This window comes from Spirosoma utsteinense (assembly GCF_014282275.1).
GTDB lineage: Bacteria > Bacteroidota > Bacteroidia > Cytophagales > Spirosomataceae > Spirosoma > Spirosoma utsteinense.
This window is the reverse complement of sequence record NZ_VFIA01000007.1, coordinates 47,229-60,457: the sequence shown is the minus strand read 5'-3', so window position 1 is coordinate 60,457 and position 13,229 is coordinate 47,229. Positions and strand designations below refer to the sequence as shown.

Annotated in this window: 11 protein-coding genes; 10 read left to right on the top strand and 1 reads right to left on the bottom strand. The window is 51.3% G+C overall.

Annotated elements, in window-relative coordinates; genetic code table 11:
* Positions 1-13: 13 nt before the first annotated feature.
* From FH603_RS07405 to FH603_RS07360, 10 genes are all read left to right on the top strand, one after another.
* Positions 14-1,069 carry a PepSY-associated TM helix domain-containing protein gene (locus tag FH603_RS07405; RefSeq protein ID WP_186736828.1) on the top strand — a complete coding sequence of 352 codons (1,056 nt, stop codon included), beginning with the start codon at positions 14-16 and terminating at the stop codon, positions 1,067-1,069.
* 230 nt (positions 1,070-1,299) lie between these two features.
* On the top strand, positions 1,300-2,562 hold the full coding sequence (locus tag FH603_RS07400) for an efflux RND transporter periplasmic adaptor subunit (RefSeq protein WP_186736827.1): 1,263 nt from the start codon (positions 1,300-1,302) through the stop codon (positions 2,560-2,562).
* A 56-nt stretch (positions 2,563-2,618) separates the two neighbouring features.
* Positions 2,619-4,088, top strand: coding sequence for a TolC family protein (locus FH603_RS07395; protein ID WP_186736826.1), 1,470 nt, complete (start codon positions 2,619-2,621; stop codon positions 4,086-4,088).
* Between the two features lie 64 nt (positions 4,089-4,152).
* The gene (locus FH603_RS07390) at positions 4,153-4,848 is read left to right on the top strand and encodes an ABC transporter ATP-binding protein (RefSeq protein WP_186736825.1); all 696 of its coding nucleotides are present in this window, start codon (positions 4,153-4,155) and stop codon (positions 4,846-4,848) included.
* A gap of 58 nt (positions 4,849-4,906) precedes the next feature.
* The gene (locus FH603_RS07385; protein ID WP_186736824.1) at positions 4,907-6,154 is read left to right on the top strand and encodes an ABC transporter permease; all 1,248 of its coding nucleotides are present in this window, start codon (positions 4,907-4,909) and stop codon (positions 6,152-6,154) included.
* A gap of 75 nt (positions 6,155-6,229) precedes the next feature.
* Positions 6,230-7,384 carry an ABC transporter permease gene (locus tag FH603_RS07380; protein WP_186736823.1) on the top strand — a complete coding sequence of 385 codons (1,155 nt, stop codon included), beginning with the start codon at positions 6,230-6,232 and terminating at the stop codon, positions 7,382-7,384.
* A gap of 4 nt (positions 7,385-7,388) precedes the next feature.
* Positions 7,389-8,771 carry a sigma-54-dependent transcriptional regulator gene (locus FH603_RS07375; protein WP_186736822.1) on the top strand — a complete coding sequence of 461 codons (1,383 nt, stop codon included), beginning with the start codon at positions 7,389-7,391 and terminating at the stop codon, positions 8,769-8,771.
* 63 nt (positions 8,772-8,834) lie between these two features.
* Positions 8,835-10,118 (top strand): sensor histidine kinase, encoded by a 1,284-nt coding sequence (locus tag FH603_RS07370; protein ID WP_186736821.1) that lies wholly within the window; start codon positions 8,835-8,837, stop codon positions 10,116-10,118.
* A 138-nt stretch (positions 10,119-10,256) separates the two neighbouring features.
* Positions 10,257-11,168, top strand: coding sequence for a DUF488 domain-containing protein (locus tag FH603_RS07365; protein ID WP_186736820.1), 912 nt, complete (start codon positions 10,257-10,259; stop codon positions 11,166-11,168).
* A gap of 2 nt (positions 11,169-11,170) precedes the next feature.
* Positions 11,171-11,977, top strand: coding sequence for a hypothetical protein (locus tag FH603_RS07360; RefSeq protein ID WP_186736819.1), 807 nt, complete (start codon positions 11,171-11,173; stop codon positions 11,975-11,977).
* A 101-nt stretch (positions 11,978-12,078) separates the two neighbouring features.
* Here FH603_RS07360 and FH603_RS07355 read toward each other — a convergent pair whose 3' ends face one another.
* Positions 12,079-13,008: an AraC family transcriptional regulator gene (locus FH603_RS07355; protein ID WP_186736818.1), complete on the bottom strand. Its 930-nt coding sequence runs from the start codon at positions 13,006-13,008 to the stop codon at positions 12,079-12,081.
* Positions 13,009-13,229: the final 221 nt, after the last annotated feature.

Sequence of the window (13,229 nt, the reverse complement as noted above, 5' to 3'; positions counted from 1 at the left end):
TTTATATCCCTTCATGCTCTCCGACAAAACCATATACCGCCTACACCGGATTCTGGGCCTGGTAGGCGGCCTTTTCATCTTACTGCTTACCGTTACCGGGTCGATTCTGGTCATTGAAAAACAGATCGATGCGTTGCTGAACCCAAATCTGGCCCAGGTAAACCCTACAGGCCAGCGCCAGCCGTACGACCGGTTGATGGCTACCATCCATCGCCAGTATCCGGCGGGGCAACTGCGAAGCCTTCAGTTTTCGGAGACAGACAGGCAAGAGCCCGTCCGGGCCGACTTGATGGACAACGGGATTCGGTTATGGGTAACCATGAACCCCTATACGGGAGCAATCGTTGGCGTCCGGAATGCCGATACAACCCTGATTCGGCGGGCGCGTGAACTTCACGAGAATCTGTTGCTGGAGCCCGTAGGTGGGTTCATTATGGGGCTGGCAGGTATCTGTCTGCTTGGGTCGGTACTGACCGGAACCTGGTATTACCGCCGGTCGCTGCTGAGCGTTTTTAAAATCGGTGTCCGGTGGAACAAGTCTCCGCGCCTTGTCTATGCCGACATTCACAAATGGCTGGGCGTAGTGGCGTTGCTGTTTATGCTCCTGATGAGCGCCACGGGTATATTTTTTCATTGGGAACAGATTGAACGGAGATTCGGAGACGAGAAAACGGACCGGAGTCCGATCGCACCCATCGTGTTGACTGCCATTCCGGTCGATTCATCGCTGGCTGTAGCGAAAGCAACCCTTGCCGATTTCCAGCCGCAGCGCATCGATTTTCCGAAGCCAGGCGACACCACGCTGGTAATTCGGGGTAACCTGCCGGGCAGTATCCGAATGCTAGGGAAGTTCAATGTCTCTGCGACGATCGATGCCCGAAACGGGCATTACGTAAGCGGGATGGACGCTCGTGACGCCGGTCTGGAATACATCGCTGAACACATTTTTGAGGAGTTACACTTTGGCCGTTATGGAGGCTGGGTGTCTCAGGTTATCTACATCCTGCTGGCACTGGCAACAGCCGTTGTAACGGTAACGGGGCTGTTCCTGTGGTATTTGAAGAAGTAGATACAGTAGCACACAGACGACACAGACTGCCGTTGCCGGAAAATCTATAGTTGTATTAGTTTTATGCCGCATCGATCCGGTGCGATTTATATTACAGCTGGTAACTAACCGCACAAACTGTGCGGAATCGCACGTATGTTCCTAGCGATTTTTTCATTAACTAATTGAAGATCAGTTGCTTGTTGCCTGGCACGGCATTGGCAGATTCATAGGTAAACTCCTCTGAATCTATGGATCGTGAATTGGCTCCTGAACTCGTTACCCAAACACGCCGAAAACGTGGGTTAGTAATCATACTGACGGTAGCTGCACTGGTCGGTGCGCTGGTGGGGTTGCGAAGCTGGCTGCAAACGTCCATCGACGCCGACAAGGTCCGCATCGTTACCGCTACTGTGGGGCCGGTAGAGAATACACTCAACGCCACCGGCGAAATAATCCCCGCCTACGAACTCATGATTACCAGCCCGGTTCGGGCTAGTATCCGGCGCGTACTGCTTACGCCCGGTACCCGCGTGCGGCCCGGTCAGGCCATTCTCGAACTCGACAAATCCATAACCCAGATCGATTACCAGAAAGCCGCCGATCAGCTGGCCCTCCGCCGGAACGGAATCGATCAGCTACGGCTTAAGCTGAACAAGAATCTTTACGATGCTGATATCAACGATCAGATCAAACTGCTTAACATCAACAAGCTACATGCCGAACTTGACGATGCGCGTCGGCTACTGACGGTAGGCGGTAAAACGCAGGAGGATGTTACCCGTGCCGAGAATGCACTCCGCATTGCTGAACTGGAAAAAAGACAGCTTGAAAATGAACTGGCCTATAACCGGCAGTCAATGGGAGCCAGTTTGCAGGAGTCGCAGTTGCAGGCGCAGATCGAAGCGACCAACCTGAGTGTGCTGGACCGAAAACTCAAACAGGCCGATATCCTGACCGACCGGGCGGGCGTACTGACCTGGGTGAATGAGCGCGTGGGAGCAGCGGTGAACGAAGGCGAAATGCTCGCTAAACTGGCCGATCTGGGCAGCTTCCGGGTAGAGGGTTCCTGTTCGGACACCTATGCCGACCAACTCAAGACAGGACTGCCGGTGATCGTGCGTATCAACGAAACAGACCTGCGTGGCCAGATCGCACAGGTGAAACCAACGGTTCAGAACGGGATTGTGCAGTTTACGATTGAACTGGCCGATAACAGGCACCCATCGTTACGCCCCAATCAGAAAGTTGAAGTGTTCGTAGTGACCAACCGCCGTGCCCGTGCCGTGCGGGTGCCCAATGGCCCCGCCTTCAAAGGTAAACGGCAGCAATCCATTTTTGTGGTGGACGGCAACAGCGTAGCGCATCGGCGGACGGTGTCGACTGGTCTGTCCAACTTCGATTGGGTCGAAGTCAAAAGCGGGCTGCAACCAGGTGAGCGCGTCATTCTGACCGATCTCAGTGACTATGAACACCTGGATCAACTCACCATTACACCTACGCCGAAGCCATGATCCGGAAAACTGCACACAGGGTCTGGACACAAGGCAGATGGACCGCCCGTTGCCCGATGACACCTTACATTCGCATACTGCTGGCCTTCCTGCTGGCTGGTTCGGCCAGCCTCGAGCTTAGCGCCCAACCGCTGACGCTGACCCTGGACGAAGTGGTGCAACTAGCCCGCGAACAGTCTATTGCCGGTAAACAGGCGGCTACCTTGCAGAAGACCAACTACTGGAAATACCGCTCGTTTCTGGCTGATTTCAAGCCCCAGCTAAGCCTCGACGGGTCGCTGCCAGGCTTTACACGCTCGTTTGTAGAGGTGCAGCAACCCGATGGTACGGTGGCTTTCCAGCCGGTGTCGAACAACAACTCGACACTGAACCTGTCGCTAAACCAGAATATTCCACTGACGGGCGGTTCGGTTTTCGTGCAGCATCAGTTGCAACGATTCGACAATTTCCTCAATCGCAGTACGCTCTATAACGGCATCCCGTTTGCTGTAGGGCTGTCGCAGCCGCTGTTTCGCTTCAACCTGATGAAATGGGATCGCCAGACGGAGCCCCTCCGGTATGCCGAAAGCAATCAGCAATACATTGAAGCGCTCGAAAAAGTATCGCTCGATGCTATGAGCCTCTATTTCGACTTGCTGGTAGCCCAGGTAAATCTGCAGATCGCCGAAACGAACCGCGCCAACAACGATACCTTGTTCGTCATAGCCCAGCATAAACTAACGATGGGTAAGATCTCCCGCAACGACTTGCTGCAACTGCAATTAAGTGTGCTCAATGCCCGGAAAGATGTAGCGTCGGCGCGGCAAACGGCAGAAGTGGCGTCGCTGAATCTGCGCTCATTCCTGAACCTGCGCAATGCGGCCAGTGATCAGCCCCGACCGCTCATACTGGGTATTCCAAACCAGCTGACTACGTTTCTGATAGACATCCGGCAGGCCGTGACTGAAGCCTTCGCCAACCGTTCCGACGCCATTGGTTTTCGGCGTCAGTTGCTCGAAGCGCAGCGTGACGTAGAAAAGGCGCGTCGGGAAAACGGCATCAACGCCACGCTGAATGCGGCCTTCGGGCTATCGAACCGGGGCGTTCGTCCTATCGATGTGTATACACGACCGCAGGACCGGGAATTTGTTGAAATTCAGTTTACGGTACCCATTATGACCTGGGGGCGGGCACAGGCGCGCACCGAAACGGCCCGCGCCAATCAGGAACTGGCTTTGCAGACCGTGGAGCAGAGCAAACGGAACTTCGAACAGCAGATTTACACGCAGGTAACGTTGCTGGATATGCTTCGGCAGCAGGTACAGCTAACGGCCGAGGCCGACCAGATCGCCCAAAGTCGCTACCAGATTGCGCAGGATCGGTTCAAACTGAGCGACCTGAGCGTAACCGATCTTGGTATTGCCACTCAGGAAAAAGACCGCGCCCGGCGCGACGCTATCCTTGCGCTGCGCGACTACTGGCAGTCGTTTTATACACTTCGCCTGCTGACGCTCTACGATTTTGAACGAAACCAGAAGATCAACTAACCTGCTTTACCCGTCTTCACCTCCGGGGCAAGACCTGTAAGGCAGCCTAACCAACCAAACGCTCATGATTACGCTGAAAAACATCGAAAAGGTCTACCGTACCACCCGTATTGAAACCCTGGCACTGACCAACATCAACCTGAGCATAGCGCCGGGTGAATTTATTTCCATTATGGGGCCGAGCGGCTGTGGTAAGTCCACCCTGCTCAACCTCATGGGCCTCCTCGATGAACCCAGTGCGGGTCAGGTCCAGATTGGCGGGGAGGTTGTAACGCAGTACCGCGACCGGGAACTGGCCAGACTGCGCAACCGGAAGATCGGGTTTATCTTCCAGAGTTTTCACCTTATAAACGATCTGTCGGTGATCGACAATGTCGAGATTCCGCTGCTATATCGGAAGGGGGATGCCGTTGGCGCATCCCGCCGGGAGATGGCCCGGGAAGCGCTGGAAAAAGTAGGTCTCAGTAACCGGATGAAGCACTTTCCCGGCCAGTTGTCGGGCGGGCAAAAACAGCGGGTAGCTATTGCCCGTGCCATTGTGGGTCGCCCCGACATCATTCTGGCCGATGAGCCAACCGGCAACCTCGACAGTGCGATGGGGAACGAGATCATGAACATACTGCAGCAACTCAACGCCGGAGGAGCCACTATCGTGATGGTTACCCACGACGAAACTATGGCTAAGCAAACGCACCGGCTCATCCGGTTGTTCGACGGCGCACTGGTTGGCGATTCGGTATTAGCAAGAACTGATGATTGATAAACGGACTCTGTCGTCTGGCTCCACCATTTCGTACTCCTCATTCCTCTGTCAACATATGCTGGCTAACTACATTAAAATCGCCTGGAAGGTGCTGCTTCGGCATCCGTTCTATACCTTCATCACGCTCTTCGGCATCAGCCTGACGCTAACGGTGCTGATGGTGCTTACGTCGTTTCTCGACCATCTGTTCGGGAGCCATTATCCCGAAACCAGCCGGTACCGGTCGCTGTATATTCAGCAGATGATCCAGCGGGACTCAGCACGGACCTCCCGAAACGGGGGACCCATGAGCTTCAAGTTCCTGACCCAGTATGCCAAATCCCTGAAAACGCCCGAACGGGTTTCGATCTCTACGTTCTATAGTACCTCAAATGCCTATGTTGGCTCACGGCGGATCAAGCTAAATACCAAATTCACCGATGCCGATTTCTGGCAGGTAACGGACTTTGAGTTCCTGGAAGGAAAGCCATACAACGAACAGACGATTGCGGGTGGCGACCACGTCGCCGTAATCACCGACGATTTTAAACGGCAGTATTTCGATAACCTGGAGGAGTCTGCCGTTGGTAAAGATATTGAGATAGAAAACCTTCATTATAAAGTGATTGGCGTGGTAAAAGGCAGCCCGGTGACGCGCATTTTTACGTATGCCGATGTCTATTTCCCATACACCGCTCCCAAGAGCAATTACCAGCGAACCGGTTTCCGGGGCGATTATGTAGCCATACTGCTGGCTAAGAACAAACAGGATGTGCCCGTCATTCGAACGGAGTTTCAGGATCGTATCAACCGGATTCCGATGCCTGCCGTTTCTGATGGGTTCAAGTTTGATATATTGGAGGTGCCGAGCGAGCCCTATGTCGAAAACTTTATCGGTATGATCTTGGACGGCGGAGCTGGTCTGAGGATGCTGTTTTTTAGCCTGATCGCGTTCATTCTATTCATGCTGTTGGGTTTACCAGCCATCAACCTCGTGAACGTAAATGTAAGCCGCATTTGGGAGCGTGCTTCGGAGATCGGGATACGAAAGGCGTTTGGGGCTCCCGTACGGACCCTGGTATGGCAATTTATTGTCGAAAATGTGTTCATCACCTTCATCGGCGGTGCCATTGCGTTGATACTGAGCTTTATCATTATCAAACTCATCAACGCCAGCGGCTGGATCGCCTACGCCGACCTGACGATCAATCTTAGTGTGTTTCTGGTCAGTGTGCTGGTATGTCTTGTGTTTGGGCTACTGTCGGGTGTTTTGCCCGCCCTGCGCATGTCGAAGCTTAGTATTGCCGAAGCGCTCAAATCCTGATTTCCACCGACTCTATATCAGGCGCGACTAAGTCAAGTGGTCTGTTGCGCTATCATTTATAACTCATCATTAGTCATGATCTCCCATCTCTTTAAATTGATCTGGAACAAGAAAAAAGCCCATGCGCTGCTGATTATAGAGATCTGGGCATCGTTCATGGTACTCTTCGGGCTACTGTCGCTGATCGTTTTCAACATCAGAAATTACAGTCAGCCCCTGGGATTCACCTACGAAAATGTCTGGGCCATCGGCTTGCAGAGTAATCAGGATACCGTTGGCATTCCACAGAAAGCCCAACGCATTTTTCAACGCCTGAAGGCTTACCCGGAAGTAGCGTCAGTCTCCAGAGCCAGCAACAATTTTCCTTTCTCGTCGAGCAACATGAACACGCGTGTTGACCACGAAAAAAGGCATACCATGGTGGAATATTATATAGTCGATGCGCATTTCTCGAACACGCTAGAAATGCCCCTGGTTGCCGGGCGCTGGTATCGGGGAGCCGATAGTGTAGGGAAGTTCAAGCCCATTGTCATCAATCAAAAAGCAAGCGAAGAACTGTTCGAAAACGAAAATCCACTAGGCAAAATCATCAGCAAGGACAAGCAGGTAATTGGCGTGGTCGGTAATTTTAAGGGGAAAGGCGAGTTTATGTCGAACCAACCAGCCCTGTTCGAACAACTGGACGAAAACAACGACTGGAACAAGACGATGCTCGTTCGGGTGAAGCCCGGCACCGACGCGATGTTCGAAGCTAAAGTCGTGAAAGATCTGTCGGCTATGCAGGCCGGGTGGAGCGTGGAGGTCGACCACCTGACCGACTCCCGAAAAACACAGCATAATCTGACACTCGTACCCGTTATTATTGCCTTGATCGTCAGTGGGTTCCTGCTTGTCAATGTAGCCCTGGGACTGTTTGGTATTTTGAATTTGAGCATTGCCAGACGGCGTGGCGAAATTGGGTTGCGCCGGGCGTTGGGCGCTACCGGCAGAGGAATCTCTACCCAGTTTATCGGGGAAATATGGGTATTGGCTACCTTCGCACTGCTTATCGGCTTGCTCTTTGCCGTTCAGTTTCCGCTACTGGACGTATTTGACCTGCAACGAGGCATATACGTAACCGCGATGCTGATCGCGGTGGGCATTATCTACGGAATTGTTACGCTTTGTGCGCTATTCCCAAGCAGGCAGGCTGCTATGATTCAACCCGCTGTGGCTCTGCACGAAGAATAAACCTATGCTGCTCATTATCGACGATGATATTGCCGTACAAACCTCGCTCTCGCTGCTTTTTCGGCGAGAAGGCTTTGCGGTACGGGTAGCCGATGGGCCGTTCGAAACCCGGGAGGTACTGATCGAAGAAACCCCCGAACTGATTTTGCTCGATATGAATTTCTCGATCGACACGTCGGGGATGGATGGCCTGCGGTTGCTACAGGCCATTCGGGAAGCGCACCCCAACGTGCCGGTGATTCTGATAACCGGCTGGGGCAGTATCGACCTCGCTGTAGCCGGGATGAAAGCGGGTGCTCGCGATTTTATTACCAAACCCTGGCAGAACGATCATCTGGTGCAGTCGGTCCGGACGGCGCTGAAACTGGCCGGTGGCGAACCACCTTCGGCGGGTCGGCGGCAGCTGAACCAACAGTTTCAGTTCGATAACATTGTGGGCGAAGACCCGAAACTGCTGGATATACTGGCTACCATTGGGCAGGTGGCACCAACGGACGCACCGGTGCTGATCACGGGAGAAAGCGGCACCGGGAAAGAACTCATTGCCGAAGCCGTACACCAGAATAGCCGTCGCAAACGACAGCCGTTCGTAAAGGTAAATCTGGGGGGTATCTCGGCTCAGCTATTCGAAAGTGAGCTGTTCGGTCACGTGCGGGGTGCCTTCACCGACGCCAAAACAGATCGTGTCGGGCGGTTTGAACTGGCCAGCAAGGGCAGCATTTTTCTGGACGAAATCGGCGATCTGGACCTGGCTTCGCAGGTGAAGCTGCTGCGGGTGTTGCAGGACCGGACCTTTGAACCGCTGGGCAGTAGCAAAAGCCGAACGGTAGACGTACGGATTATCTGCGCCACGAACCGGAACCTGGAAGAAATGGTCGCCAGGGGGCAATTTCGTGAAGACTTGTTCTACCGGATCAACCTGATATCGGTACGGCTGCCCGCTCTTCGCGAACGCCCCGCCGATATCCCGCGCCTGGTGAGCTTCTTTATCGACAACCTCAAGACGCTCTATGCCCGGCCCAATCTGCGCATCAGCAAAGAGGCCTTGGGCTGGCTTAAGGGACAGCCACTGCCGGGCAATATCCGTCAGTTGAAAAACGTGGTGGAACGGGCTGTGCTGCTCACCTCCGGCGATACCCTGAACGTCATGGATGTAGAGAAACACCTCGTTCCGGGCGTTGCCGCTCAGGCATCAGGTGCCGCCCTGCCCGCCCTGGGCCTTCTGACACTGGAGGAGATGGAATACCAGATGATTACTCAGGCCATGGCCCATCACCATAATCACGTTTCCAACGTGGCGCGGGCGCTTGGTATTACCCGATTTGCCTTATACCGGCGATTAGAGAAATTTGGAATACCTTACAAGTCAGACTCTGAATTCTCCTGAACACGGTGCTGTCCGGGTATTCCCTGAGTCCCACCTTTCTCCGTTTTCGCTGTGTTTACTTTCATGCGCCTTACCTTCCGCACCCGTTACCTACTTTACATGGTCGCCGTTCATGCGGTGCTGGTGGCGCTGACGTTCCAACTGCTGAAAGAAAATAAACCGCTGTTTATTGCCTCGGAGATGCTGCTTGTTGCATCGATCTACGGAGCCATTCGCATCTACCGCACCTTCCGCCAACCCGCCGAGTTTATCCAGTCGGGCATTGAAGCGATCCGGGAAAAGGATTTCACGGTCAAGTTCGTACCGACGGGTAATGTAGAGGTCGATGAGTTGATTCGGGTATATAATCTGATGATCGATCAGCTGCGGCAGGAGCGGACCCGGCAGGCGGAGCAGCAGTTCTTTCTGGATAAACTCGTTGAGGCTGCTCCCATGGCCATTCTTATTTTCGACTTCGACGGGCGGCTGTCGGCGGTCAATCCCAAGGCCCGGCAGTTGCTGCATGTCACCGACGATACGCTACTGACCAAACCCCTTTCGGCCACGAACCATCCATTGCTCGTTCAACTGTCCAACCTGCCTCCCGACCAGCCGATGACACTCAAGGGGCCGGGGGCCGAAACCTATCGGGCGTTGCTGGGGCAGTTCATCGATCAGGGATTCAGGCGGCAGTTCCTGTTTATCGAAGAACTGACGGCCGAAATTATCGAGACAGAAAAGAAAGCCTATGGCAAGGTGATCCGGATGATGGCCCATGAAGTCAACAACTCCATTGGTGCCGTCAACTCCATCCTGACCGTTACAGAAGGGGATCTGCCCGACTCTGAACTCCGGGATGCGGTGCGCGTTGCCATCGATCGCAACGACCGCCTGAACCGGTTTATGCGCCGGTTTGCCGATGTCGTGCGTTTGCCAACGCCTAATCCTGCCCCTGCCGACATCACCGAACTCGTGCGCAACGTCGCGCGCCTGATGCAGCCCCAGGCCGATGGGCGTCGTATTTCGCTACAGGTAACGATTCCTGATGAGCCGGTCGTATGGTCGATCGATATGGGGCAACTGGAGCAGGTGCTGGTCAACGTGGTGAAGAATGCGCTGGAAGCCTGCGGGCCGGGACATACCGTTGAACTGGTGGTGACGGGGCGGCAACTCGTCGTGCGTAACGATGGGCCGGCCATTCCGGACACGGTGTCGGCTAACCTGTTCGACCCGTTCTTCAGCACCAAAGCCGACGGGCAGGGTATTGGCCTTACGCTTACACGCGAGATTCTGCTCAATCACGGGCTGACATTCTGGTTGAGATCCGACCCGGACGGCTGGACGCGGTTTGTCATCCGTCTGGCATAACCTGAGGGAGAGGAGTAAAGGGTACTGCAGTGCACAAGTGCATTTTATTATCTTTTTGGACGGACTGTCAACGTTATATGGTTACTGTTACTACTTGTTAGATACATGACATGTAATCAGAAAAGCGTCAAACAAGGCATGATAATAGCTAAATTTGCAAACATGATGTATTACAGGAGAAAGATACTTTTAGCGCTTTTGCAAGCTTTTGATGGCCAGTTAGGTAAAACTGATCTACAGAAGCTATTGTTAATTGTAACTAAATTACAACCAAAGCCTTCATTTGATTTTGTGCCACACCGATTTGGATGTTACTCTTACCAATCAAGTTGGGATTTAAGAGCTTTGAAGGCTTATGGTATCGTCGCTGAATCCGACCATGGTTGGGAAATTATAAAAGTTGAGGACTATCGAGGCATGCTTGTAGAAGATGATAAATCTCGCATTAACCATGTAGCGCGGGCCTATAAGGACTATAATACTGATCAACTTACTAAAGCTACGTACATTGAGTTCCCCTATTATGCAATCAGGAGTGAAAAAGCTTCTAAACTATTAAACAAAGAAGAATTAAAAGTTATAGAAAAGTATATTCCAATTGATGAAGAAAAGTCTCTTTTTACTATCGGTTATGAAGGCCTTAACGTTGAATCGTATTTTAACAAGTTAATTCGCAATAATGTAAAAGTGTTGTGTGATGTACGTCGTAATGCTCTGAGTCAAAAGGTTGGTTTCTCGAAGAGTACCTTAAGTAGTGTGTGCGAATCATTAGGGATTATGTATGTTCACATCCCCAGTTTAGGAATACCGTCTGAAAAAAGACAAAACTTAAAGACCCAGAAAGACTACGACGTTTTGTTTGCTGATTTTGAAAGTACATATTTGGTAAATCAAACAAGTAAACTTTATTCAATATTGTCTTTACTCAACATACACAAACGTGTAGCTTTAACTTGTTTTGAAGCTTCTCCTTGTCAGTGTCACAGAAGCAAAGTCGCCAAAGGGATTACTGAGCTCCCTGAATGGTCTTATAAGCTGAAACATCTTTGAAGATGACGAAAACAAAAGTTCTTATTACGGTCAAAACATATCCAGCGATTTCCTCTACCTATGAAGAGTTAGTTTGTACTGCCGGTGTTCTCGAGAATGGAGAATGGATTAGGATATATCCAGTTCAGTTTCGTAAGCTAGATTTCGCGAAACAGTACGCGAAGTATGACTGGATCGAGATTGATTTAGTCAAAAACGATAAGGATTTTAGACGTGAGAGTTACAGGCCCTACAGTTATGATTCTGCTCCAGATGTCGTCGGTCACATAGGTACAGAGAAGCAATGGATTCATCGGGGCGATCTGATTCTAAGAAATGTGTATAATGACCTAAGTCTTCTGATTAACGAGGCAAAAATCAAGAAGACCTCTTTAGCCGTATTCAAGCCAAATAAGGTTATTGGGTTTGACGTCACTCCATGTGAAAGAGAATGGGATAAAGCTAAGCTTGAAGTCTTAAAACAGGGCAATATTTTCCAAGAGAAAAACGACAAGTTCGAAGTTGTAAAGAAGTTACCCTATGAGTTTAGATATATTTTTGAAGACTGTAATGGTAAGAAAAGTAGACTTTTAATTGAGGATTGGGAGATCGGAGCTTTATATTGGAATTGCTTAATTGATGCAGATGGTAATGAAGATATTGCGTTAAAAAAAGTCAGGAACAGATACTTTGATGAGTTTACTGTTAAGAAAGACCTGTATCTATTTTTAGGTACAAGGTATGTTGAACACGCTAGGAACTACTCAAACCCATTTTCGATAATTGGCGTTTACTATCCACCTAGAGTGAAACAATTAAACCTCTTTTAGATTTATGATACCACAAAAGGTAATTTTTCTATAAGATTAATTTATTTCATACTACTCTATAGGCCTTATTTTGAATCGTATACCTTAATTAAAAGAAGTTTTCACACCACTACCTGCTTCCGGTACTGCGCGGGTGAAAGACCGATTTCCCGCCGGAACAGCTTCATGAAATACGTCAGGTTGTTGAAACCACATTCTAGGCTGACATCGGCTAGGCAGCGGTTGGTGGTCTTGAGTAATTTAGACGCCAGGGTAATGCGCTGCTGGTTGATATAGTCGACGGGCGTCATACCGAACGTTTGTTTGAAGGTCCGGTAAAAGTGCGGCTCGCTCATGCAGGCCTCGTCGGCCAGTTCCCTGATCTGAAGATTGCGGTGCAGGTGTTTGTTAATATACTGCGCCACATAAGCCAGCCGGTTCATGTTCGAGAAGGTCGTATCGGGCCCCAGCAGCAGCGAGCGGGCCTGCGTTTGCATGAGCCGGACGACCAGCTCCTGAAGGACCAGATTGGCAAAAACCTCCTTCGCTTTGTTGTTCTCCGTAAAGATATAGATCAGGCGGGTAATCAACTGGTGGATGGGGACATCGTTGGTCAGAAAGAAATTATGCTGACCAAATTGCCAGCCCTGGGTGTTGTCGACGAGAGGTGCGCGGTCGTTGAGAAGGTCGGTGACCTGTTTTACCTTGTCGGGCGCAATAGCCAGCGCCAGGCATTGGGTCGGGTTCAGTGTCTGCGCTTCGGGGAAATCGATACGCATGGTTTCCTGGCCAGATACAATGACCGATTCACCCGGCAAAAAGTCGAAAGAGGGCGTACCGGGTAAGTGCATCACTTTTTTGCCCCGGATCATACTCGCCAGTACGGGCGTGTTGAAGGTTAGTTCAACCTGCTTCGCAATGTGGTGCGTTTCGTAAATGTTCAACTCCGCGGTATCGATCGTGTAAGCCGTTCGGTTCTCTACTTCCTGTTCCAAACGACGGGAGTTCAGGTGGCGGGAGATATCCAGTGACGAAGTCTGTACACGTTTCATGTCGGTGATGAATTAATCGGCTTTTCGGCTCAGAACCAGTGAGTCATAGTCTGCAAGATAGCCAACTATTGGCCTCCGATCTATGTGCAATATTATAAAATTTATACCTATTGTCTTATCGATGGGGTATCAACGGCCAGACTCTCAGCAATACAGCCGCCGTTTCTCGATCAGCTTGTTGAAACAATGATAGGATAGTGCACAGACAGGATACAATCGCT